This window comes from Pseudomonas sp. P116 (genome assembly GCF_020149425.1).
In the GTDB taxonomy this organism is placed as follows: domain Bacteria; phylum Pseudomonadota; class Gammaproteobacteria; order Pseudomonadales; family Pseudomonadaceae; genus Aquipseudomonas; species Aquipseudomonas anatoliensis.
The window spans coordinates 496,556-519,672 of sequence record NZ_JACVHB010000005.1 but is presented as its reverse complement, the minus strand read 5'-3'; the positions used below and the strand labels follow the sequence as shown (position 1 = coordinate 519,672).

Below are 23,117 nucleotides of genomic sequence, written 5' to 3'. Positions count from 1 at the left end.
CTTTTAGCGGCGAAACGCGGAACCCGTGTGTTGCTCGGGCAAGTGCGCCTCCCGGTGAAACAGCTTCTCGCGCAAGCTGCCGCTGTCATAAGCGGTCTTGTACGACCCACGCCGCTGCAACTCAGGGATCACCAAATCAATGAAATCCACGTAGCTTTCAGGCGTGACGATGCGGGTCAGGTTGAAGCCGTCCAGACCGGTTTCGGCGATCCACGATTCCAGCTCATCCGCCACTTGCTCGGCCGAACCGACCACGGTGATGTAGCGACCACCGAGGGCGTGCTGGTCGAGCAACTTGCGTCGGGTCCAGTCGTTGTTTTGCAGGTTTTTGGTGGCGGACTGAATGGCGTTGCTCTTCACGTACTGGATCGGTTCGTCGATCTCGTACTGGGAAAAATCGATGCCGGTGGACGCGGAGAAATGCGCCACGCCGGCCTCGGCGCTGGCGTAGCTGAGGTATTCGGCGTGCTTGGCCCAAGCGGCTTTTTCAGTTGCGCCGACGATCACGTTGAGGCCCATGAACACCTTGATGTCCTCGGGATTGCGCCCGGCCTCTATAGCGCTGGCGCGGACCTTGTCGACCTGAACCTTGGTCGAGGGTTTGTTCTGCCCGCTGATAAACACGCACTCGGCGTGACGCCCGGCAAACAGCAAACCGCGATCTGAACTGCCGGCCTGAAACAGCACCGGCGTGCGCTGTGGCGACGGCTCGCAGAGGTGATAACCCTCGACCTGATAGAACTCGCCCTTGTGCTCGACCTTGTGCACTTTTTCCGGTTGGGCATAGATGCGCTGTTCGCGGTCGTTGAGCACCGCGCCGGTTTCCCAGCTGCCTTCCCAGAGTTTGTAGAGCACCTCAAGGTATTCGTCGGCCTGGTCGTAGCGACGGTCGTGTTCGACTTGCTCGCGCAGGCCCATGGCTTTGGCGGCGCTGTCGAGGTAACCGGTGACGATGTTCCAGCCCACGCGACCACGGCTCAGATGATCGAGCGTCGACATGCGCCGTGCGAACAGATACGGCGGCTCGTAGGTGAGGTTGGCAGTCAGGCCGAAACCAAGGTTTTTGGTCACGGCTGCCATCGCCGAAACCAGTAGCAACGGATCGTTGACCGGCAACTGGATCGACTCTTTCAGCGTGACATCCACCGAGTTCTGATAGACGTCGTACACGCCGACAATGTCTGCGATGAACAGCCCGTCAAACAGTCCGCGCTCCAGCAACTGCGCCAGTTCGGTCCAGTATTCGATGCTGTTGAATTGGGTCGAGGTGTCGCGCGGATGCGTCCACAAACCGTGATTGATGTGGCCGATGCAGTTCATGTTGAACGCATTGAGCAGGATCTTTTTCTTGCTCATCAGATAGTCCCCCGCAGCGGCGGGTTTTCATCGTTGAGGTAATAATTGCCAACCGCGTGATACTTCCAGCGCACCGGATCGTGCAGGGTGTGCACCCGGGCGTTGCGCCAGTGGCGGTCGAGGCCGTGTTCGATCAGCGTGGCCTGGCTGCCGGCCAGTTCGAACAACGTACTGCCGGCAGCCAGAGAGATTTCGGTGCTGATGGCGCGTGCTTCGGCGACGGCAATCGATGCCGCGGCGACGGTGTCTGCGTTGGTCTCGGCTTGCGCGGCATCGAGGAATTCGCCTGCGCGCTCAAGCAAAGCCTCGGTGGCGTGCAGGCGAATACTCAGGTGGCCGAAGCTTTTCAGGGTCAGCGGATCTTCGGTGGCCTTGTCATTGCCCGAGTCGATCCATGGCCGGGTTTTGCTGCGCACAAAGTGCAGCGCGTCTTCATAAGCGGCGCGGGCGATACCGGTGTCGATGGCGGCGTGAAGGATCTGCGCGAGCGGGCCGACGGTGGTCGGACGTTCGAAGGCGCTTTGAAACGGCAGCACGTCTTGCGCTGCGACGTACACGTCTTCGAACACCACCGAACCGCTGCCAGTGGTGCGCTGGCCGAAGCCGCTCCAGTCGTCGATCACGCTCAGGCCTTTGCTCTCTCGTGGGACGAAGGCCAGTTGCTGCACGCCGTTTTCATCGACCACCGAGGTTGGAATGCGCTGCGCGTAAATCGCCCCGGTCGCATAGAACTTGCGGCCGTTGATACGGTAGCCGTCACCATCACGCTTGAGGCTGGTAACGCGGTCGTGGGCGGTTTTGGTGCCCAGCTCCGCCAAAGCGTTACCGAAGCGCTGACCGGCCAAGACTTCCGCGTACAGGCGTTGTTTCTGCGCGTGACTGCCGTTCACCCGCAGCACTTCGAGCGCATAGAAATGGTTCTGCGGAATCTGCCCGAGCGAGCCGTCAGCCTGAGCGATCAGGGCGATGACTTTTGCCAGGGTCACGTTGGACACAGCGGCGCCGCCGTATTCCTTGGGGACGGTGATGCCCCACAGGCCGGAGCGGGAAAACACGTCGAGTTCCGGCAGCGGCAGGCGACGTTCACGGTCGCGCAGGGCGCTGTCGCGTTTGAAATCTTCTGCCAGGTCGCTGGCGACGATCAGAGCTTGCTCATCGCTGGTGATGACCGCGACGGGATGGGAAAAAGTCATGTGTTTCTCCAGAGATCTGGTCAAAAGTGTTCTGGTCAAATCCAGGAATGGCGAGCCGGCAAAGTGCCGTTCAGGCGATAGGCGCCGACCGCGTGATATTTCCAGCGAACCGGGTCGTGCAGCGTGTGCACGCGGGCGTTGCGCCAGTGGCGGTCGAGGTTGAATTCGGCGAGGGTCGCTCGGCTGCCGGCCAGTTCGAAAAGCTTTTCGCTGGCCAGCAGCGAGATCTCGGTGGTCAGCACTTTGGCTTCAGCCACAGCTATCGAGGCGCGGGCGGCGGACTCGGCGGTGACTGGCGCGGCCTGTACCTGATCGAGCACTTGCCCGGCCTTGCGCAGCAGCGCTTCGGCGGCGTGCAGTTCGATTTTCAGCTTGCCGATGTCGGCGATCACATAGAGGTCATCACTGGCGCGCTCGACCTTGGCGTCGATCCATGGTCGCGCTCGGGTTTTGACGAATTCGATGGCGTCATCGATGGCGCCGCGGGCAATGCCGGCGTCGATCGCGGCTTGAATCAGCTGCGAGACCGCACCTTGAATGTTCGCGGTTTCGTTGATCTTCCAGTTGTCGACGACAAGGCCCGCTTCGACGCGAACGTTGTTCAGCAGGATCGTGCCGCTGGCTGTGGTGCGCTGACCGAAACCCGACCAGTCATCGACGATGCGCAATCCCGGCGTGCCGCGACGGACGAAGGCCAGCACTTGCTTGCCGTCATCGTTGAGCGCTTTCACCGCGACCCAGTGCGCAAACAGCGCGCCAGTGGAATAAAACTTCTGGCCGTTGATCACGTAATCATCACCGTCAGCGGTGATCCGGGCCTTCAGTTCAAGGGTGTTTCTGGTGCCGCGTTCAGGGCCGGCATTACCGATGCGCCAGCCTTCCAGGACACTTTGGAACAGCTGCTTTTTCTGCGCTTCGGTGGCGCAGCCGAGCACCAGATTGATGATGCCGAACTGGTTCTGCGGGATCTGTCCCAGCGCCGGATCGGCGGCGGAAATGATCGCGAACACCTCGGCCAACGTTACGAACGAAACCTGTGGCCCACCGTATTCGCGCGGGATGGCAATGCTGCCCAGACCGCTGCGGGTGAACTGTTCGATTTCCGACCACGGCAACTTGCGTTGGCGGTCGCGTTTGGCGGCCTGCACGCGGGCGACTTGCGCCAGCTCATGGGCGGCCTCGATGGCTTGGGCGTCATCACGCAAGACTTGCGCGGGCAACAACAACGGGGCGATATCCAGATCAGACTGGACGATTGCATCTGCCAGACTGGACATCAGTGCCGCTCCTTGGCTGCACGCAATGCCCTGGCGATCTGCACTGGGGTGATTGTGTTCCGGACCATACTACCTACCTCACATCTCATGAAAACGCCGCACAGTGCGACGAAAGAAAGAATGTCCGGTGGTCCGGTTCATATACCCTAAGCGTGTATAAAAATTAAATAAACTAACTTTTAGGAATATGCATAGAAGGGGTGATGGTCGGGTTGGTCAAGAGTTTTTGAGCAGAAGCCTTGTGGTGGTCAGAGGGCCTTTGTGGTGAGGGGATTTATCCCCGATGGGGCGCGCAGCGGCCCCTCTCTTGATCCAAAAATAATTGGGCCTGCTGCGCAGTCCATCGGGGATAAATCCCCTCGCCACAAAGGCCCTCAGCATTGAGTTTGGTGCTATTGCTTGCGTGGCTCTGCAGCCTTGAACTCGGGCTTGAGCGGGACCTTCAGATAAGGATTCACACACCCGATCTTCAATGTCCTTGGCGGTGCCCAGCGCGAGTTGTTGCCGACCCGGTCGAGGATGCAGTAGGTCACGTCCAGACGCAGATCCTCACCGGCTTCGACGATGACCGCCGGCGGTATCCAGACTTGAATCGGCAACCCGATATCGGCCGCCGTGATCGGCGCCAGATCCATACGGACGTCGCCCCAACGCAAGGTGATGGCGTCGTCTTCGGCCATGTTCAAGTACGGCTCGATGGTCAGGGGCACGCCGCGTTTGATCTGATTCGGATTCACCCCCTGGCGGCGAATGGTGTCGGGAATTGTCACCGGCGCCAGTTGCTGGTTTTCATCACCGCACAGGGGCGCTGGCTGGCCGCCAGGACAATCGAGTTTGACCTGCACACGCGTCGCCGCCGACAGTGCCGCGCCCTGACCGACTTGCATCACCCGGTAGTGGATACGCGCGGTGCCGTTGGCAATGAAACTCTCAGGCACGCGCAGACTGATCGACTCGCCAACGTCCTCGGCGGTCAGCACCTTTGATGCGACGTAGCACTTGTTCCAGAACAGTTCGATCAGGTCGCCGCAGTCCATGTCGGGATAGGGCGCAACGGCGACCAGCAGATGGGCGGCGGCGGCCAGATTGATGCCGGTTTTTTGCGCTGGTGCCAAAGTCGGCGCTGCCAGTTCGGGGGTATGCGAAGTGCGGGTCATCGAATTTCTCTCCTTGAAGCCTTGCAGCGAAGTCCGTTTCTGGAAGTACAAATGGCATGAATCAACTGACAATAAAGCAATGAACATTTCGTTCAACTTGAGAGTGAGTTGATTAAACTAAGTAGTGCCGGTTGGCGACTAGATAAGAGTGTGCGGGAAGGGGTGTCAATAGTCGGCGTTAGTTAATCTGTGAATTACGATTTAATCAGAAATTTCCTACAGTGCCGGCGCCGAATGCCTCGGTTGAGATGCGAATAGGGCTACGTTTCCCAGGCTTTTTTAGCGATTTTTATGGGGTGTTATTTGAAAGTGGGCTATTGGCATTCGGTAGATTTCAGACGGGTTTTATCTGTTGCAGAACATATATATATATGTAGTGCGCCGAGCATGTTGGGTTTGTATATATTGAGGAGGGGGATGGAGCGGGGTGGAGATAACTTCCATCCATGGAAGTTTGAGAGGGTGCGCTGAAAGTTCTCAGGCGTGATTCAGGAACTTGCTGAGAAACTGTTGAGTGCGTTCTTCTTTCGGGTTGGCAAACAACGCTTTGGCTTCACCTTGTTCAACGATCACGCCCTTGTCGAAAAACACCACACGGTTGGCCACGTCGCGGGCGAAGCCCATTTCGTGGGTGACGATCACCATGGTGCGTTTCTCTTCGGCGAGACCGCGGATGGTCGCCAGCACTTCGCCGACCAGTTCCGGGTCGAGGGCCGAAGTCGGCTCGTCGAACAGGATCACTTCCGGCTCCATCGCCAGCGCCCGGGCAATCGCCACGCGCTGTTGCTGACCCCCGGACAGTCGACGCGGATAGGCGTCTTCCTTGCCGGCGAGGCCAACCTTGGTAAGCAGCTTCTTGCCCAGGGCAACCGCTTGCTCGCGCGGCATCTTCTTGACCACGATCGGCCCTTCGATGACGTTTTCCAGAGCGGTGCGATGGGGGAAAAGGTTGAAGTTCTGGAACACGAAGCCTACGTGCTGGCGCAGATTGCGCACCAGACCTTGCTGCTGGTTCAGCGGGCGGCTGGTATCGATTTCGATATCGCCGACCTTGATCCGGCCGCTGGTGGGCTCTTCAAGGAAATTCAGGCAACGCAGGAACGTCGTCTTGCCCGAGCCGCTAGGGCCGATGATCGCGACGACCTCGCCTTCCTTGACCTCAAGATCAATGCCGTTGAGCACGACTTGATCCTTGAATTGCTTGGTCAGTTTTTCCACGACAATCATGGGGTCAGGACTCCTGGTCGTGCCGATTGACCCGCTCTTCCAACTTGTTCTGGAAGTGCGAAAGCACCGTGGCCAGAATCCAGTAGATCAGCGCGGCGGCAAGATACATGGTGAAGACTTCAAAAGTCCGGGCGGTAATCAGTTGCGCCTGACGGAACAGTTCCGGCACCTGAATAGTGGCGGCCAGCGCGGTGTCCTTGACCAGCGAAATGAAGCTGTTGCCCAGCGGCGGCAATGCCGTGCGCATGGCTTGCGGCAGGATGGCCCGGCGCAGGGTCTGCGCGCGGGTCATGCCGATACTGGCAGCAGCTTCCCACTGACCGCGTTCGATCGAACCGATCGCGGCGCGCAGGATTTCACAGGCGTAGGCGGCCATGTTCAGCGAAAAGCCGATCAGCGCCGCTGGCAGCGGATCGAGCTCCATGCCCAATTGCGGCAAGCCGTAATAGATCACGAACAGTTGCACCAGCAACGGCGTGCCGCGAAAGAACGACACGTAGATGCGGGCCAGCCAGCTGACCGACTTGAAGCGCGACAGGCGCATCAACGCCAGGCCAAAGCCCAGCAGCAGGCCGAAGAACATCCCGCCAAGGCTGAGGACAACCGTGTAATACGCGCCCTTGAGCAGAAAGGGCGCGGAATCAAGTGCGAGTTGGAAAGCCTCTTCCATTATTTAGTGACGTCAGCGTTGAAGTATTTCGTGGACAGCTTCTCAAGGGTGCCGTCGGCACGCAGTTCGTCGAGGGCCTTGTTCAGGGCTGCCAGCAATTCAGGCTCGCCTTTGCGCAGGGCTATACCCGATTCCTGACGGGAGAAGGCTTCACCGGCAGCGACGGTTTTCGGGGCTTTCTTGGCGTATTCGAGAGCGGCCAGACGGTCGATCAAGATGGCATCGGTACGGCCGTTATTCAGATCGGCGAACTTGGTCGGATCATCATCATAGGTACGCACGTCAGCACCCGGTACGTTGGCGCGGACCCACTGCTCGTAGTTGGTGCCCAGACCTACACCGACTTTCTTGCCGGACAGGTCAGCAGCGGTCTTGATGTTCAGTGCCGCTTCCTTATTCTTCAGCACCAATGCCTGGATACCGGAGACGGTGTACGGTTCGGAGAAGTCGTACTTCTTCTTGCGCTCGTCGGAGATAGTCACCTGGTTGACCACGACGTCCAGACGCTTGGATTCCAGCGCGGCGAGAATGCCATCCCATTTGGTTGGCTGGATCTTGGCTTTGACACCGAGTTTTTGCGCCAGCGCTTCGGAGAGCTCGACTTCAAAACCAGACAGTTTGCCGTCGGCATCGACGAAGCTGAACGGTGGATAAGTGCCTTCCAGGCCGACGTTGATAACGCCTTTGTCCTTGATCTGTTGCAGCTGCTCACCGGCCACTGCCTGGCCGATCAGACCGGCGCTCAGTGCCAGGCCCAGCGAACCAACCAGCAGATTGCGACGTAGTGCGGAAAAATTCATGACAAGCCCCTGTGTTTTCTTATGGAAGACGCTTAAGGAATGTAGGCAAATGGGTGATTTGAACGACAGCGCTATCCTGCCTTAAAGCAGCTTATGCGTCTCTCGCGAAATTCGCCTGCGGCGAGACTATATGATGACTGCGTTAGACTTGAAAATACTAAATACTTAATTTGATATTCTCTTGAGGAATATGTGGCGAATTCGAAAAGATCGCAGCCTTCGGCAGCCCCTATAGGGGAACGCATTCCAATGTAGGAGCTGCCGAAGGCTGCGATCTTTTGATTTTTCGGCTACAGAAAATCCTTATAGGCAAACAACGCCGGAGCCCCACCAGTGTGCAGGAAAATAATCGGACCTTGATCGAAGCGCGAACGGCCAATCCCGTCGAGCAAACCCGCCATGGCCTTGCCGGTGTAAACCGGGTCCAGCAACAGACCTTCCTGACTCGCCAATAGCTTCACCGCCGCCAGTGTCCCGGCATTCGGTTCGCCGTAGCGCGGGCCAAAGTATTCGTCCCACAACTCGACCTTGAAGCTTGCCGGCAGTTCCACGCCGAGCAGCTCCGCGGTGCGTTCGGCCAGACCCTGTACCTTCGGGCGCTGATCTTCCTCGCTACGCGAAACGGTCACGCCGATCACCGGCAGCTCTGGCAACTCTTCGCTCAGGGCCAGCGCCAGACCGCTGTGCGTCCCGGCACTGCCTGAAGCCAACACCACGGCGGCGAAGTCGAGACCGGTGTCCTTGATCTGCTCGGCCAGTTCCAGGCCTGCGCGCACGTAACCCAGCGCACCGAGGGCGTTGGAGCCACCGATTGGCACCAGATACGGTTTCTTGCCGTTGCTGCGCAGGCGCGCGGCGAGTGCGGCCAGTTGTTCGTCGGCGTTGTCGAGGTTTTCGACCAGCTCGACTTTGGTATCGAACAGGTCCAGCAGCAGCCGATTGCCGTTGCCGGTGTAATTACTGTCGTCAGTGCCCAACGGATTTTCCAGCAGCGCGACACAACTCAGGCCCAGTTTGGCGGCCAATGCTGCGGTCTGGCGAACATGGTTCGATTGCAGCGCGCCGGCGGTGATCAGCGTGTCGGCGCCCTGCGCGAGCGCATCGGCGGCGAGGTATTCAAGTTTGCGCAGCTTGTTGCCGCCCATGGCCAGCGGCGTCAGGTCATCGCGTTTGATGTAGACATCACGGGCGAGCCAGGCAGACAGGCGCTCAAGTTTTTCCAGTGGGGTGGGTTGGCCGAGCAGGTCGAGACGGTTAAAACGGTCCAGCTGTTGTTTAATCATGAGTCCGTACTGGCGGAGAAAGATGAAAGGACTATAGGCAGTCGATTTTGCAGGGGCAACCGTGAATCGCTTATAGCTAAATGAACTGAGCCCAGCACTATCGGTTCTTAATTCGCTCTCGCAGGCATGCCGTAAAGTAGGCGCCGTTGACGCGGCCAGACAGTCCGGCCGCCCGTGAGGAGTCTTTACCGTGAGCGAGCGTTCCAGCCATTGGCAATTGCAGTCCATCGTCAGCCAACTGCGCACCGCGCGGGATCAGTGGCGCGCACAAAATGGCCGGGCCTCCGGCGAGCAGGGTGGCAGGGAGCTGCCCTCACGTGCTGCGATGGCGGAGATTCTCGAGGCGTTGTGTGGCGCGTTGTTCCCGATGCGCCTGGGGCCGGTCGATCTGCGCGAAGAAAGTGAAGATTTTTATGTGGGGCACACCCTCGACGTCGCGTTGAATGCCTTGCTGGCGCAGACGCGACTTGAACTGCGTTATGTCGCCCGGCACAGCGCGCAGGTCGACACCGAAGTCGAGGCCCGGGCGATCCAGATCGTTCAGGATTTCGCCCTTGCCTTGCCGGGGTTGCGCACGCTGCTCGACACCGACGTGCTGGCGGCCTATCACGGTGATCCGGCAGCGCGCAGTGTGGATGAAGTGCTGCTGTGCTACCCGGGGATTCTGGCGGTCATTCACCATCGTCTGGCGCACCATTTGTATCGCGCCGGGTTGCCGTTGCTGGCTCGGATCAGCGCGGAAATCGCTCACTCGGCGACGGGCATCGATATCCACCCGGGCGCGCAGATCGGCCGCAGTTTCTTCATCGACCACGGCACGGGTGTGGTGATCGGCGAGACCGCGATCATTGGTGAGCGGGTGCGGATTTATCAGGCGGTGACTCTGGGCGCCAAGCGCTTCCCGGCAGATGAAGACGGGCAGTTGCAGAAGGGCCATCCGCGTCATCCGATTGTTGAAGATGACGTGGTGATTTATGCCGGGGCGACGATTCTTGGACGGATCACCATTGGCAAGGGCTCGACCATTGGCGGCAACGTCTGGCTGACGCGCAGTGTGCCGGCCGGGTGCAATTTGACTCAGGCCAATTTGCAGCATGATGACGGGACGCAGAAGTAGGGCGGCTAACACTCCCGTGTAGGAGTTGCCGCAGGCTGCGATCTTTTGATGTTGTTTTTGAAGATCAAAAGATCGCAGCCTGCGGCAGCTCCTACAGGGTCGATTTTAAGTTCGGAAGAGATAATGGCAATCAGCCAATTCTCCAGTGAACGAATTGCCCCAAACCTACGTCATACCCCTCCTTGGGCTACTGTAGGAAAGCTACCGCCTAGCCCTGCGATTAGTCCTTACCACCCCATTCATGTTTAACTTGAACGTTCATTCAAGTTAAACCGGTGGTTCGCTGCCCGCTCACAACAGGAGGCTTGCCTTTGCTGAGTCCGATCATTTCAGCCACGTTTCAACCCCTCGAGGTGCACGTTTCATGAGTGCATCGTCTACCCCCGCCAGCGGTCTGGTGCGGATGAATCCGCCGGTGTTCTACTTCGCCGCGACGTTTATTCTGCTGTTTGGTCTCGTTGTCATCGCCATGCCGCAACAGGCCGGTGCCTGGCTGCTTGAAGCACAAAACTGGGCGGCCAACACGGTCGGCTGGTACTACATGCTCGCGATGACGCTGTATCTGGTCTTCGTGGTGGTCACCGCGTTATCCGGCTACGGCAAGATAAAACTCGGTGCCGACCACGACGAACCCGAATTCAGTTATCTGTCCTGGGCCGGCATGCTGTTCGCCGCCGGGATCAGCATTACGCTGTTCTTTTTCTGCGTTTCAGAGCCGCTGACTCACATGCTGCAGCCGCCGCAAGGCGAGGCCGGCACTGCGGATGCAGCGCGTCAGGCCATGCAGGTTCTGTTTCTGCACTGGGGCCTGCATGGCTGGGGCGTTTTTGCCTTCGTCGGTATGGCCCTGGCGTACTTCGCCTACCGGCATAACCTGCCGCTGGCCCTGCGTTCGGCGTTGTATCCGCTGATCGGCAAACGCATCAACGGCCCGATTGGTTACGCGGTGGATGGCTTCGGCATCATCGCCACGGTGTTCGGTCTCGGCGCCGACATGGGCTTCGGTGTGCTGCACCTCAACTCGGGTCTCGACTACCTGTTCGGCATCGCCCACACACAGTGGATTCAGGTCGGCCTGATCACGCTGATGATGGGTGCGGCGATCCTCGTCGCCGTGGCCGGGGTCGATAAAGGCGTGCGGGTGATGTCCGACATCAACATGCTGCTGGCCTGCGCGCTGCTGCTGTTCGTGCTGTTCGCCGGCCCTACCCAGCACCTGCTTAACACCTTGATCCAGAATATCGGTGACTACCTCGGTGCCTTGCCGATGAAGAGTTTCGATCTCTACGCCTATGACAAACCGAGCGACTGGCTCGGCGGCTGGACAGTGTTCTACTGGGCCTGGTGGATTGCATGGTCGCCGTTCGTGGGCCTGTTCATTGCGCGGATTTCCCGTGGCCGCACCATCCGTGAGTTCGTTTTCGGCGTGCTGTTGATTCCGCTCGGTTTCACCTTGGCGTGGATGTCGATCTTCGGTAACAGCGCCATTGATCAGGTGCTCAACCACGGCATGAGCGCACTCGGCATGTCGGCGATCGAGAATCCGTCGATGACCCTCTACCTGCTGCTGGAAACCTACCCGTGGAGCAAAACCGTCATCGCCGTGACGGTGTTTATCAGCTTCGTATTCTTCGTCACCTCTGCTGATTCCGGCACCGTGGTGCTTTCGACACTGTCGGCCAAGGGCGGCAACCCTGACGAAGACGGGCCTAAATGGCTGCGGGTGTTCTGGGGCGCGATGACAGCGTTGATCACCAGTGCGCTGCTGTTCTCGGGCAGCATTGATGCACTGAAATCGGCCGTGGTGCTGACCTCGTTGCCGTTCTCGCTGATTTTGCTGTTGATGATGTGGGGTCTGCACAAGGCCTTCTATCTCGAATCGCAGAAGCAGATCGCGCAACTGCATTCGCTGGCGCCGGTGTCCGGTGCACGGCGTGGAACGGGCGGTTGGCGACAGCGTTTGAGCCAGGCCGTGCATTTCCCGTCGCGCGATGAGGTGTACCGTTTCATGGACACCACGGTGCGCCCGGCGATCGAAGAAGTGACGGCGGTGTTCGTCGAGAAAGGCCTGAACGTGGTCACTCAGCCGGATCCCTCCCATGACAACATCAGCCTGGAAATCGGCCATGGCGAGCAGCATCCGTTCATCTATCAGGTGCAGATGCGCGGCTACTTCACGCCGTCATTCGCGCGTGGCGGCATGGGCTCAAAACAGCTCAACAATCGCCGTTACTACCGCGCTGAAGTGCACCTGAGCGAGGGCAGTCAGGACTACGATCTGGTCGGCTACACCAAGGAGCAGATCATCAACGACATCCTCGACCAGTACGAACGGCACATGCAGTTCCTGCACCTGGTGCGTTGATCATGAGCTGGGCGCCGCGTCTGTTCAGGACTCGGCGCTCAGCTCGCAAAGCAGTCGACACCTGTTTCAAGACAAACAAGAGAGGATTCGATGACTTACACCGCTGCCGAAAACCGCTACGACTCCATCCCTTACCGCCGCGTTGGCCGCAGCGGTCTGGTGTTGCCAGCGCTGTCGCTGGGCCTGTGGCACAACTTTGGCGACAGCACGCCGATCGACACCCAGCGCGCCTTGCTGCGCACCGCGTTCGACCTGGGCATCAACCACTTCGACCTGGCCAACAACTACGGCCCGCCGTACGGCAGCGCCGAGATCAACTTCGGTCGCCTGCTGCGCGAAGACTTCAAGCAGTATCGCGATGAGCTGATCATCTCCAGCAAGGCCGGTTGGGATATGTGGCCCGGCCCGTACGGCCAGGGCGGCGGTTCGCGCAAATACGTGCTGGCGAGCCTCGATCAGAGCCTGCAACGCCTCGGTCTGGACTATGTGGATATCTTCTATTCGCACCGTTTCGACCCGGACACCCCGCTGGAAGAAACCGCCAGCGCCCTCGCCACTGCGGTGCAACAGGGCAAGGCGTTGTACATCGGCATCTCGTCGTATTCGGGCGTGAAAACCCGCGAGATGGCAGCGCTGCTCCAAGAGTGGAAAGTGCCGCTGCTGATCCATCAACCGGCGTACAACCTGCTCAATCGCTGGGTGGAAAAAGACCTGCTCGACACCACCGATGAACTCGGCACTGGCGTGATTGCTTTCACGCCGTTGGCGCAAGGTCTGCTGACCGATAAATACCTCAACGGCGTACCGGCGGATGCGCGGGTCAATCGTCCGGGCGGTGGTTCGTTGCAGGCTGCGCACTTGTCCGAAGCCAACATCGCCCATGTGCGCGCGTTGAACGAGATTGCCAAGCGTCGGGGTCAGAGTCTGGCGCAACTGGCGTTGGCCTGGACCCTGCGTGATCCACGGGTGACCTCGGCACTGATCGGCGCGAGCCGGCCGGAGCAGATTATCGAGAACGTCGGGGCGTTGAAGAATTTGAGCTTCAGTGCTGAGGAATTGGCGGAGATTGACCGGTTTGCTCAGGAGGGTGGGATCAATCTTTGGGAGAAGCCTTCGACAGCGGAGTAATTGGTAAAGCAAAAGATCGCAGCCTGCGGCAGCTCCTACATTGGAATGCGTTCCCCTGTAGGAGCTGCCGAAGGCTGCGATCTTTTGATCCTAGAAAAACGGCACATCCCCCAACACCGTAGCCCGCTGCATCACCCGCCGCGCCGGGCGGTAATCATCCACCGCGTAATGCTGCGTCACGCGGTTATCCCAGAACGCAATATCGTCCTTCTGCCAGCGCCAGCGAATGGTGAATTCCGGCCGTGTCGCATGGGCGAACAGAAACTTCAGAATCGCCTCGCTTTCGGTTTCCGACAGCTCATTGATCTTCGACGTAAAGCCTTCGTTGACGAACAATGAACGCCGCCCGCTCACCGGGTGCGTGCGAATCACCGGGTGCGACAACGGCGGATTCTTGCGCCGTGCCTCTTCCCACTGCGCCAGCGCTTCGGGCGTGTTGCCATAGCGCTCCAGCGGAAACGAGCGAGTGAAATCGTGGGTCGCGGTCAGACCTTCGAGCAAACCTTTCATTGGCGCTGACAAGGCTTCATAGGCGGCGATGCCACTGGCCCACAACGTGTCGCCACCAAACTCCGGCAGCAACTTGGCGCTGAGCACCGCGCCCATCGCCGGCGTCGGCAGGAAGGTTACGTCGGTGTGCCAGATCGCGTTGTCGCGCACGTCGGTGACGGCGGTGTCGAGGATCAACACTTCTGGTTGCTCCGGCACGTTCGGGTAGATCGGGTGAATGTGCAGGTCGCCAAAATATGCGGCGAAACGCGCCTGTTGCGGCGGTTCGATCGGCTGGTTGCGGAAGAACAGCACTTGATACTTGAGCAACGCCTGCTCGATGGCATCGCGGTGATCCAGGCTCAATGGCTGGCTGATGTCGACGCCGCTGATCTGCGCGCCGAGGGCCGAGCTTAACGGGGTGATGTGCAGGCTGCTCATGGTCTTTCTCTTCAATTCCGGGTAACCACTCCCTGTAGGAGCTGCCGCAGGCTGCGATCTTTTGACTTTGATCTTCTAAAAAACAAGATCAAAAGATCGCAGCCTGCGGCACCTCCTACAGGGGGGGATAGAAAATTTTTAGTGGGCCTGGCCGTGCCACGGCACCAGTTTGCGTTGCAGGGCGCGCAGGCCCATCTCCATTGCGAAGGCGATCAGGGCGATGACCAAAATCCCCAGCACCACCACATCAGTCACCAGAAACTGCGCGGCCGATTGCACCATGAAGCCCAAACCGCTGGTGGCGGCGATCAGTTCGGCGGCGACCAGCGTCGACCAACCGACCCCCAGACCAATGCGCACACCGGTGAGAATGTCAGGCAATGCGCTCGGCAAAATCACATGACGAATCAGCTGCGCGCGGGTGGCGCCGAGCGACTGCGCGGCACGCAATTTCGCCGGGTCGACGGTGCGTACGCCGGTCGCGGTAGCGATGGCAATCGGCGCGAAAATCGCCAGGTAAATCAGCAGCACTTTCGACAATTCGCCGATGCCGCACCAGATCACGATCAGTGGCAAATAGGCGAGTGGCGGAATCGGTCGGTAGAACTCGATCAGCGGATCGAGCACACCGCGCGCGATTCGGTTGGCGCCAATCGCGATGCCCACTGGCACGGCGGTCAGAATCGCGAAACCCAGGCCCAGGCCGATGCGGCTCAGACTCGCGCCGAGGTGCTGCCACAGCGTCGAATCCATGTAGCCGCTGGTCGCCAGCAACCAGCCTTTTTGCGCTACGGCAGACGGTGGTGGCAGAAACAGCGGTTCGATTAAGCCAGTGGCGGTTACGGCCCACCAGACTGCCAGCAAAACGAACAACGTCAGCAGGCTGATCCAGCGAGTGCTGAGGCTGCGGCGCACTGGAATTACAACCGAAGGGGTTTTTACTGGCGCAGCGGAAACGTCGTAACTGCTCATGCGCGCTCCTGCCGTTGAACGGCGCTGCGTTGCGAGAACACTTTGCTGAGTACGTGTTCGCGGGTTTCGATAAAACGCGGGTCGGATTTGATCGCTCGCGCGGACTCACCAGCGGCATAACGCTGACCGAAATCCAGATGCAGACGCTCGACGATCTGCCCCGGATTGGGCGCCAGCAGAATCAGGTCAGTGGCGAGAAACACCGCTTCTTCAATGTCGTGGGTAATCAGGAAAACCGGTTTGGCGGTGCGTTGCCAGACTTGCAGCAACAGCTCCTGCATCTGTTCGCGGGTGAAGGCGTCGAGGGCGCCGAAGGGTTCGTCCATCAGCAAAACGCGCGGGTCGGCAGCGAGGGCGCGGGCGAGGCCGACGCGCTGTTTCTGGCCACCGGAGAGTTGCCAGATACGACGGTTTTCAAAACCGCAAAGATCGACCAGTGCGAGCATTTCGCGGGCGATTTTTTCGCGTTTGTTTTTGGCGACGCCTGCCAGTTCCAGGCCGAAAGCGACGTTGGCCAACACGTCCTGCCAAGGCAGCAACGCGTCGTCCTGGAACACCACGCCACGTTCGGCGCTCGGGCCTTTGACCGGCACGCCGTCGAGGGTGATGCGCCCGGCGCTCGGTTCGACGAAACCGGCAATCAGGTTCAACAGCGAAGTCTTGCCACTGCCGGACGGGCCGAGCGCGACCAGCAATTGCTGAGGCCCAAGGGTCAGAGAAATATCCGCCAGCACCGGTGTAGGGCTGCCCGGGTACTGTGCGCTGATGCGCTCCAGCTGTAGCAAGGCCATCGCTGTTAACTCCCGATCAGTTGGTGATGTATTTGGCGCTTACGTACGGCGCGTAGTCCGGCAGAACGGCTTCGACCTTGCCTTGCTCCTTGAGGAACGCGGCGGTGTCGGTGATGGCTTTGGTGGTCGGCGCCCCGAGGTCGCTGACCTGATCCGCCGCCAGCGGGTAGACGTTGCCTTGCAGCAGCAGCGGAATGTCGCTGGCCTTGGCACCCGAGAGTTTCACAAGCTTGTCGACGTTGGATTGATCGGCGAGCCAGGCTTTCGGGTCCTTGCGGTAATCGGCGTAGGCGTCGAGGGTGACCTTGGCAAACGCGGTGACGATTTCCGGGTGCTTGGCGGCGAAATCTTTGCGCACGATCCACGCATCGAATGTCGGCGCGCCGAACTTGGCCAGTTCGCCGGAAGTGATCAGCACTTTGCCGTTTTCCTTGGCCACACCGAGGGCCGGATCCCAAACGTAGGTGGCGTCGATGTCACCGCGCTTCCACGCCGCGATAATCGCTGGAGGAGCGAGGTTGAGCACGGTGACTTTCGACGGATCGATGTTCCAGTGCTTCAACGCTGCGAGCAGGCTGTAGTGACCGGTAGACACGAACGGCACGGCGATTTTCTTGCCGATCAGATCTTGCGGGGTCTTGATGCCGGAACCGTCGCGGGCGACCAGTGCTTCGGCGGCGCCGATCTGGGTGGCGATGAGGAAAGTTTCGACCGGGACTTTTCGAGTGATTGCCGCGGTCAGCGGGCTCGAACCGAGGTAGCCAATTTGCACATCGCCGGAAGCGATGGCGGCGATGATGTCGGCGCCGTTGTCGAACTTGCGCCAGCTGATATCGGCTTTGGTGGCTTTCTCGTAGGCGCCGTCGGCTTGTGCGACTTTCGCCGGGTCAACGGTGGTTTGGTAAGCGACGGTGAGGTCGGTGGCCTGAGCCAGAAAACTCGCGGCAGCCAATGAGGCCACGGCCAGCAGGCGAAGCGGGAAATTCAGTTTCATTGAAGAGCTCCATATCAGGCGACCGAGTGTCGGCGTGAAAGGAGACTAAATGATCTAAGAATCGAGAAATAAATAACTTTTTCGAATGAGCTTATGAGCGGAAAAATCTAAGGATCAAAAGATCGCAGTCTCCGGCAGCTCCTACATGGGACAGGCGTACACCCTGTAGGAGCTGCCGAAGGCTGCGATCTTTTTTATCGACAACGCTTAGTTACTGATCGCCAGAATACTCGCCTGATACGACCCAACGAACACGTCGAAATCGCCCACTTCGTTCTGCTCCAGCTCAGCCTGCGCCGCCAGCGAAGTGCGCGCCACTTCCTCAAACTTCGCCTGCTCATCCGCCGCCAATGGCTCGCTGCGGAAGAACTCGGCATGTGCCTGGCTCTGGCGCAGAGAGAACTGCGCGAAGCTTTCCTTGTGCTCGGCCATCGCGGCCAGCACCTGCGCCGATGGCGTCAGGGACGAGTCCTTGACCTTGGCCAGTTGCGCATCCAGCGCGGTACTGTGCGCATCAAAGCCATGGCTTTGATCCAGCAGCGCCGCCAGCGGAGCAATCTGTTCCAGCAGTTCGGCTGCCCAGGTCTTCATGTCGACCGCTTCACCGTCACGCTGCAATTGCAGGCCCGGACGGCGACCTTCCTTGACCACGCTGAGGAAGTTCGAGGTGGCGTTGCCACACGAGGTGTTGGTCAGCAGCGGGCTGTCGTTCAGCGCGCAATACAACAGGAAGGCGTCGAGGAAGCGCGACTCGGTGAGATCGATGCCCATCGGCAGGAACGGGTTGATGTCCAGGCAACGCACTTCGACGTACTGAATGCCACGGGCGACCAGCGCCTGAATCGGCCGCTCGCCGGTGTAGGTCACGCGTTTCGGGCGGATGTTGGAGTAGTACTCGTTCTCGATCTGCAGGATGTTGGTGTTCAGTTGCACCCATTCGCCATCCTGGTGCGTGCCGACTTCAACGTACGGCGCGTAAGGCGTGGCGACGGCCTTGCGCAGGCTGTCGGTGTAGCTCGCCAGATCGTTGTAGCACGGCGTAAGGCCGGCCTGGGCGTTGCTCTGATAACCGAGGTCGCTCATGCGCAGGCTGGTCGCGTACGGCAGGTACAGCGTGTCCGGGTCCAGTTGTTCCAGTTGATGCGAACGACCGCGCAGGAAACCGGCGTCCAGCGCCGGCGACGCACCGAACAGGTACATCAGCAGCCAGCTGTAGCGGCGGAAATTGCGGATCAGCGCGATGTAGGAGACCGACTGGAAGTCCCGGTCGGTACCGACAAAACCTTCGGCTTCCTTGAGCAGCGGCCAGAGCTTTTCCGGCAGGGAAAAGTTGTAGTGAATTCCGGCGATGCACTGCATGGTCTTGCCGTAACGCAGGGCCAGGCCTTTGCGATAGACGTACTTGAGTTGACCGATGTTGGACGTGCCGTAATAGGCGATCGGAATGTCTTCCTCGGCCGGCAACGGGCACGGCATCGATGGACTCCACAGGTACTCGTTGCCGAGCTTGCTGTAGGCAAAGCGATGAATCTTGTCCAGGCTCGCCAGGGTGTCTGCCGGGTCGGGCAGGGCGGGCGTGATGAATTCCAGCAGCGACTCGGAATAGTCGGTGGTGATTTGTTCATTGGTCAGCGCGGAACCCAAGGCTTCGGGGTGCGGCGTTTGCGCCAGACGACCTTCACTGGTCACGCGCAGGCATTCACGTTCGATACCGTGCAGGCACTGCTCGAGCAGAGAGAGGTTGGCGCGCTCACCGAGCAGAGCCAGGCGGCGGTTGAGAAGTTCGCTCAATTTGGATTCCTTCACGCGTCAGTCGCCCCAATATGGGGGTGGGCAGGACGGTCTACAAGGGTGAAGTTGAAACTGGCGTTTTCGCCTGGTTTTACTAGCCGGTCAGCCGCACATAACCTGTAGGAGCTGCCGAAGGCTGCGATCTTTTGATCTTGCTGTTGGAAAACAAAATCAAAAGATCGCAGCCTGCGACAGCTCCTACAGGATTCGTTGCGCCGAAATTAACTCAAAATGATGATCAACATCTACAGGACAGCGAACGTGCCTTGCGCTTTTGCGACCAGTTTGTCGCCCTGCATCACCTCGGCTTCGACCACCAGCGTGCGCCGCCCCGGGTGAATCACCCGCGCCGTGCACATCACCTCGCCATCGGAAACGGCGCGGATGTAGTTGATCTTGCACTCGATGGTCGCGCTCTGCTGATCGAAGCCGTGGGTGCTGGAACACGCCAGCCCCATGGCGATGTCGACCAGACTGAACAGCGCGCCACCGTGCAATTTGCCGCCGCGGTTGCGCAGTTCGGGTTCCAGCCCCAGGGCGACTTGCGCCACCCCGGTTTCCAGGCTGTGCAGGCGACAGCCCAACAGCTTGAAAAACGCGCTCTGAACGAGCCCGGCCGGAATCTCCATCAGCGTTTCTTCAGCTGTTTGGCGTTGGCGAACAGCGAGGCCATTGCATTGTTCACTGGCGCTGCGGTCGCGGTTTCCTTGCGCGGCGCGTTGTTCGACGGCTGGCGTTGAGCCGAGCCCGGGCGCGAGCCACGGGCACCGTCGATTTTCTCGCCCGGGGTGTCGCCCATGCGCATCGACAGGCCGACGCGTTTGCGCGGGATGTCGACTTCCATGACCTTCACTTTCACCACATCACCGGCCTTCACCGCTTCGCGTGGGTCCTTGATGAACTTCTCCGACAGCGCCGAGATGTGCACCAGACCGTCCTGGTGCACGCCGATGTCGACGAATGCGCCGAACGCGGTCACGTTGGTGACGACGCCTTCAAGGATCATCCCCAGTTGCAGATCCTTGAGGTCTTCGACGCCTTCCTGGAACTCGGCAGTCTTGAACTCAGGACGCGGGTCACGCCCCGGCTTTTCCAGCTCCTGGATAATGTCGGTCACCGTCGGCAGACCGAAGGTCTCGTCGGTGAATTTCTTCGGATCCAGACGCTTGAGGAAACTGGCGTCGCCGATCAGCGAACGGATATCGCGGTCGGTTTCAGCAGCGATGCGCTGCACCAGCGGATAGGCTTCCGGGTGAACAGCCGAGGAATCCAGCGGGTTGTCACCGTTCATCACACGCAAGAAACCGGCAGCCTGTTCGAAGGTTTTTTCGCCCAGACGTGCGACTTTCTTCAGCGCCGCACGAGTCTTGAACGCGCCGTGTTCGTCGCGGTGAGCAACGATATTCTGCGCCAGCGTCGCGTTGAGGCCGGAGATTCGTGCCAGCAGCGCCACCGAGGCGGTGTTGACGTCGACTCCGACGGCGTTCACGCAGTCTTCGACCACGGCATCCAGACCGCGCGCCAGCTTCAACTGCGATACATCGTGCTGGTACTGGCCAACGCCGATGGATTTCGGATCGATCTTCACCAGCTCTGCCAGCGGATCCTGCAGACGGCGAGCGATGGACACCGCGCCACGGATCGATACGTCCAGATCGGGGAATTCCTTGGCTGCCAGTTCCGACGCCGAGTACACCGATGCACCGGCCTCCGACACCATGACCTTGGTCATCTTCATGGCTGGATATTTTTTGATCAGTTCGATGGCCAGTTTGTCGGTTTCGCGGCTGGCGGTGCCGTTGCCGATGGCGATCAGGTCAACCGAGTGCTTGGCGCACAGGGCCGCCAGAATGGCGATGGTCTGATCCCACTTGTTGTGCGGCACGTGCGGGTAAACCGTGGCGTGATCGAGCATCTTGCCGGTCGAATCGACCACGGCAACCTTGCAGCCGGTACGCAGGCCCGGGTCGAGGCCCAAGGTTGCGCGTGGGCCGGCCGGGGCGGCCAGCAACAAGTCATGCAGGTTGTGGGCGAAAACGTTGATCGCCTCGGTTTCGGCGCCGTCGCGCAACTCGCCCAGCAGGTCGGTTTCGAGGTGGGTGTAGAGCTTGACCTTCCAGGTCCAGCGCACAACTTCACCAAGCCATTTGTCGGCCGGACGGTTCTGGTTCTGGATATTGAATTGCTGACCGATCATGCCTTCGCACGGGTGCATGGTGCCCGGCAGTTCGTCGCCGACTTTGAGCGCCGAGCTGAGGATGCCTTCGTTGCGACCACGGAAAATCGCCAATGCGCGGTGCGACGGCATGCTTTTCAGCGGTTCGTCGTGTTCGAAGTAGTCGCGGAATTTGGCGCCTTCCTCTTCTTTGCCGGCGATGACGCGGGCACTGAGGATGGCTTCCTGCTTGAGATAGGTACGCAGTTTTTCCAGCAGGCTGGCGTCTTCGGCGAAACGCTCCATCAGAATGTACTTGGCGCCTTCCAGCGCAGCCTTCACGTCGGCCACGCCTTTTTCGGCGTCGACGAAGCGTGCGGCTTCGGTTTCCGGTGCAAGGTTCGGGTCGTTGAACAGGCCGTCGGCCAGGTCGCCGAGGCCGGCTTCCAGGGCAATCTGGCCCTTGGTGCGGCGCTTCTGCTTGTACGGCAGGTACAAGTCTTCGAGGCGGGTCTTGGTGTCGGCGAGTTTGATATCGCGCTCAAGAGCAGGAGTGAGTTTGCCTTGCTCCTCGATACTGGCCAGGATGCTGATGCGCCGTTCGTCGAGTTCTCGCAGGTAGCGCAGGCGCTCTTCCAGATGACGCAACTGGGTGTCATCGAGGCTGCCGGTGACTTCTTTTCGGTAACGGGCAATGAAGGGAACGGTTGAGCCTTCATCGAGTAGCGCGACGGCCGCTTCGACCTGTTGTGGGCGTACGCCGAGTTCCTCGGCGATGCGGCTGTTGATGCTGTCCATAAAACCACCTGACATATTGTGAAAGCAGGCTCGCAGGCACGGAAATAAAGGCCCGGAGTCTGGTTGAGCGGCTGGAAAATTGCCGCTGCCTGGGTCAAAAGGCAGCCCATTGACCCGTGAAATCGAACTATTACTGCGCTGGCCGGTAAAAAAGACGGCCACTTGCGGTAACGATTCAGACGTTGCCTGGCACAAAACGCCGCGCATTATAACCAGCGTTCTGTCATTCGGGGGCGTCACAGTCTGTAGGCTTAAACCCCGGTTTTCTGGCAGTGAAGGAAAAATCTGCTAACAATGCACACGGTGCGTATAACGGCAGCTACGCCATAATGCGCGCCGAGCTAAAAGGAGCATCTAATGAGCAGCACTGCACAAACTGCTGAAGGCGAAAAAATTCTTATCGTTGATGACGATCCGGGGCTGAGCAGCCTGCTGGAACGTTTCTTCGTCAGCAAGGGCTACCGTGCCCGTACCGTACCGAATACCGAGCAGATGGATCGTCTGCTGGCGCGTGAAGTATTCAATCTGGTCGTCCTCGACTTGATGCTGCCCGGCGAAGACGGTCTGACCGCTTGCCGCCGCCTGCGGGCCGCGAACAACCAGATTCCGATCATCATGCTCACCGCCAAGGGCGATGAGATGAGCCGTATCAAGGGCCTGGAGCTGGGCGCTGACGATTATCTCGCCAAGCCGTTCAACCCGGACGAGCTGATGGCCCGGGTCAAAGCGGTGTTGCGTCGTCAGGCCGCACCGGTGCCGGGCGCGCCGGGCAGCGAAGACGAGAACGTCACCTTCGGTGATTACGTCTTGTCACTGGCTACTCGCGAGCTGAAACGTGGCGACGAAGTGCACATGCTCACCACCGGTGAGTTTGCGGTACTCAAGGCCTTGGTGATGAACGCGCGTCAGCCACTGACCCGCGACAAACTCATGAACCTGGCCCGTGGCCGCGAATGGGATGCCCTGGAGCGTTCCATCGACGTGCAGATCTCCCGTCTGCGCCGGATGATCGAGCCCGATCCGTCGAAACCGCGCTACATCCAGACTGTCTGGGGCGTTGGCTACGTGTTCGTACCGGATGGCGCCGCCACCAAGTGATCGGCGATTTGTAGG

Annotated in this window: 19 protein-coding genes; 4 read left to right on the top strand and 15 right to left on the bottom strand. The window is 59.6% G+C overall.

All coding sequences use genetic code 11. From position 1 onward, the window contains the following. Window positions 1-3: 3 nt before the first annotated feature. The 8 genes from ICA15_RS19695 to ICA15_RS19660 form a co-directional block, all read right to left on the bottom strand. Complete coding sequence (locus ICA15_RS19695) at window positions 4-1,356, bottom strand: LLM class flavin-dependent oxidoreductase (protein ID WP_210554394.1); 1,353 nt, start codon at window positions 1,354-1,356, stop codon at window positions 4-6. Further along, the gene (locus ICA15_RS19690) at window positions 1,356-2,549 is read right to left on the bottom strand and encodes an SfnB family sulfur acquisition oxidoreductase (RefSeq protein ID WP_210554393.1); all 1,194 of its coding nucleotides are present in this window, start codon (window positions 2,547-2,549) and stop codon (window positions 1,356-1,358) included. The genes ICA15_RS19695 and ICA15_RS19690 overlap by 1 nt, the downstream gene beginning before the upstream one ends. A 35-nt stretch (window positions 2,550-2,584) precedes the next feature. Next, window positions 2,585-3,826: an SfnB family sulfur acquisition oxidoreductase gene (locus tag ICA15_RS19685; RefSeq protein WP_210554392.1), complete on the bottom strand. Its 1,242-nt coding sequence runs from the start codon at window positions 3,824-3,826 to the stop codon at window positions 2,585-2,587. A 392-nt stretch (window positions 3,827-4,218) separates the two neighbouring features. After that, window positions 4,219-4,983 carry a hypothetical protein gene (locus ICA15_RS19680; RefSeq protein ID WP_150618425.1) on the bottom strand — a complete coding sequence of 255 codons (765 nt, stop codon included), beginning with the start codon at window positions 4,981-4,983 and terminating at the stop codon, window positions 4,219-4,221. Between the two features lie 477 nt (window positions 4,984-5,460). Continuing rightward, the gene (tcyN, locus tag ICA15_RS19675) at window positions 5,461-6,210 is read right to left on the bottom strand and encodes an L-cystine ABC transporter ATP-binding protein TcyN (RefSeq protein ID WP_150603918.1); all 750 of its coding nucleotides are present in this window, start codon (window positions 6,208-6,210) and stop codon (window positions 5,461-5,463) included. A gap of 4 nt (window positions 6,211-6,214) precedes the next feature. Continuing rightward, window positions 6,215-6,880 carry a cystine ABC transporter permease gene (gene tcyL / locus ICA15_RS19670; RefSeq protein ID WP_042608566.1) on the bottom strand — a complete coding sequence of 222 codons (666 nt, stop codon included), beginning with the start codon at window positions 6,878-6,880 and terminating at the stop codon, window positions 6,215-6,217. Then, window positions 6,880-7,680, bottom strand: coding sequence for a cystine ABC transporter substrate-binding protein (gene tcyJ, locus ICA15_RS19665; RefSeq protein ID WP_210554391.1), 801 nt, complete (start codon window positions 7,678-7,680; stop codon window positions 6,880-6,882). The genes tcyL and tcyJ overlap by 1 nt, the downstream gene beginning before the upstream one ends. A gap of 290 nt (window positions 7,681-7,970) precedes the next feature. Beyond that, on the bottom strand, window positions 7,971-8,963 hold the full coding sequence (locus tag ICA15_RS19660; RefSeq protein WP_210554390.1) for a D-cysteine desulfhydrase: 993 nt from the start codon (window positions 8,961-8,963) through the stop codon (window positions 7,971-7,973). 190 nt (window positions 8,964-9,153) lie between these two features. Between ICA15_RS19660 and epsC the strand changes: the two genes are divergently transcribed. From epsC to mgrA, 3 genes are all read left to right on the top strand, one after another. Next, window positions 9,154-10,080 (top strand): serine O-acetyltransferase EpsC, encoded by a 927-nt coding sequence (gene epsC / locus ICA15_RS19655; RefSeq protein ID WP_210554389.1) that lies wholly within the window; start codon window positions 9,154-9,156, stop codon window positions 10,078-10,080. 403 nt (window positions 10,081-10,483) lie between these two features. Continuing rightward, a complete protein-coding gene (gene betT, locus ICA15_RS19650; protein ID WP_191627708.1) occupies window positions 10,484-12,445 on the top strand; it encodes a choline transporter BetT in 1,962 nt (653 codons plus the stop codon). Window positions 12,446-12,535: 90 nt separating this feature from the next. Next, window positions 12,536-13,573 (top strand): L-glyceraldehyde 3-phosphate reductase, encoded by a 1,038-nt coding sequence (mgrA, locus tag ICA15_RS19645; RefSeq protein WP_150596768.1) that lies wholly within the window; start codon window positions 12,536-12,538, stop codon window positions 13,571-13,573. Between the two features lie 90 nt (window positions 13,574-13,663). Here mgrA and tauD read toward each other — a convergent pair whose 3' ends face one another. The 7 genes from tauD to ICA15_RS19610 all read right to left on the bottom strand — a co-directional run bounded on the left by tauD (window position 13,664) and on the right by ICA15_RS19610 (window position 22,004). Beyond that, the gene (tauD, locus tag ICA15_RS19640) at window positions 13,664-14,503 is read right to left on the bottom strand and encodes a taurine dioxygenase (protein ID WP_210554388.1); all 840 of its coding nucleotides are present in this window, start codon (window positions 14,501-14,503) and stop codon (window positions 13,664-13,666) included. A gap of 138 nt (window positions 14,504-14,641) precedes the next feature. Next, window positions 14,642-15,475, bottom strand: coding sequence for a taurine ABC transporter permease TauC (tauC, locus tag ICA15_RS19635; protein ID WP_210554387.1), 834 nt, complete (start codon window positions 15,473-15,475; stop codon window positions 14,642-14,644). After that, on the bottom strand, window positions 15,472-16,266 hold the full coding sequence (tauB, locus tag ICA15_RS19630) for a taurine ABC transporter ATP-binding subunit (protein ID WP_210554386.1): 795 nt from the start codon (window positions 16,264-16,266) through the stop codon (window positions 15,472-15,474). The genes tauC and tauB overlap by 4 nt, the downstream gene beginning before the upstream one ends. Window positions 16,267-16,282: 16 nt before the next feature. Further along, complete coding sequence (gene tauA, locus ICA15_RS19625) at window positions 16,283-17,260, bottom strand: taurine ABC transporter substrate-binding protein (RefSeq protein ID WP_150603910.1); 978 nt, start codon at window positions 17,258-17,260, stop codon at window positions 16,283-16,285. 207 nt (window positions 17,261-17,467) lie between these two features. Next, window positions 17,468-19,051 (bottom strand): glutamate--cysteine ligase, encoded by a 1,584-nt coding sequence (gene gshA, locus ICA15_RS19620; protein ID WP_150603909.1) that lies wholly within the window; start codon window positions 19,049-19,051, stop codon window positions 17,468-17,470. Window positions 19,052-19,296: 245 nt separating this feature from the next. After that, window positions 19,297-19,680 (bottom strand): PaaI family thioesterase, encoded by a 384-nt coding sequence (locus ICA15_RS19615; RefSeq protein WP_210554385.1) that lies wholly within the window; start codon window positions 19,678-19,680, stop codon window positions 19,297-19,299. Further along, a complete protein-coding gene (locus ICA15_RS19610) occupies window positions 19,680-22,004 on the bottom strand; it encodes a Tex family protein (protein ID WP_210554384.1) in 2,325 nt (774 codons plus the stop codon). Before ICA15_RS19610 ends, ICA15_RS19615 begins: the two co-directional genes overlap by 1 nt. Before the next feature lie 357 nt (window positions 22,005-22,361). Here ICA15_RS19610 and ompR point away from each other — a divergent pair, with 357 nt between their 5' ends. Then, window positions 22,362-23,102, top strand: coding sequence for a two-component system response regulator OmpR (ompR, locus tag ICA15_RS19605; protein ID WP_042557134.1), 741 nt, complete (start codon window positions 22,362-22,364; stop codon window positions 23,100-23,102). The last annotated feature ends 15 nt before the right edge of the window (window positions 23,103-23,117 follow it).

Bases quoted from the DNA above. Each gene is read 5' to 3' on its own strand.
- ICA15_RS19695 (WP_210554394.1), bottom strand. From the start codon at position 1,356: ATGAGCAAGAAAAAGATCCTGCTCAATGCGTTCAACATGAACTGCATC.
- ICA15_RS19690 (WP_210554393.1), bottom strand. From the start codon at position 2,549: ATGACTTTTTCCCATCCCGTCGCGGTCATCACCAGCGATGAGCAAGCT.
- ICA15_RS19685 (WP_210554392.1), bottom strand. From the start codon at position 3,826: ATGTCCAGTCTGGCAGATGCAATCGTCCAGTCTGATCTGGATATCGCC.
- ICA15_RS19680 (WP_150618425.1), bottom strand. From the start codon at position 4,983: ATGACCCGCACTTCGCATACCCCCGAACTGGCAGCGCCGACTTTGGCA.
- tcyN (WP_150603918.1), bottom strand. From the start codon at position 6,210: ATGATTGTCGTGGAAAAACTGACCAAGCAATTCAAGGATCAAGTCGTG.
- tcyL (WP_042608566.1), bottom strand. From the start codon at position 6,880: ATGGAAGAGGCTTTCCAACTCGCACTTGATTCCGCGCCCTTTCTGCTC.
- tcyJ (WP_210554391.1), bottom strand. From the start codon at position 7,680: ATGAATTTTTCCGCACTACGTCGCAATCTGCTGGTTGGTTCGCTGGGC.
- ICA15_RS19660 (WP_210554390.1), bottom strand. From the start codon at position 8,963: ATGATTAAACAACAGCTGGACCGTTTTAACCGTCTCGACCTGCTCGGC.
- betT (WP_191627708.1), top strand. From the start codon at position 10,484: ATGAATCCGCCGGTGTTCTACTTCGCCGCGACGTTTATTCTGCTGTTT.
- mgrA (WP_150596768.1), top strand. From the start codon at position 12,536: ATGACTTACACCGCTGCCGAAAACCGCTACGACTCCATCCCTTACCGC.
- tauD (WP_210554388.1), bottom strand. From the start codon at position 14,503: ATGAGCAGCCTGCACATCACCCCGTTAAGCTCGGCCCTCGGCGCGCAG.
- tauC (WP_210554387.1), bottom strand. From the start codon at position 15,475: ATGAGCAGTTACGACGTTTCCGCTGCGCCAGTAAAAACCCCTTCGGTT.
- tauB (WP_210554386.1), bottom strand. From the start codon at position 16,266: ATGGCCTTGCTACAGCTGGAGCGCATCAGCGCACAGTACCCGGGCAGC.
- tauA (WP_150603910.1), bottom strand. From the start codon at position 17,260: ATGAAACTGAATTTCCCGCTTCGCCTGCTGGCCGTGGCCTCATTGGCT.
- ICA15_RS19615 (WP_210554385.1), bottom strand. From the start codon at position 19,680: ATGGAGATTCCGGCCGGGCTCGTTCAGAGCGCGTTTTTCAAGCTGTTG.
- ICA15_RS19610 (WP_210554384.1), bottom strand. From the start codon at position 22,004: ATGGACAGCATCAACAGCCGCATCGCCGAGGAACTCGGCGTACGCCCA.
- ompR (WP_042557134.1), top strand. From the start codon at position 22,362: ATGAGCAGCACTGCACAAACTGCTGAAGGCGAAAAAATTCTTATCGTT.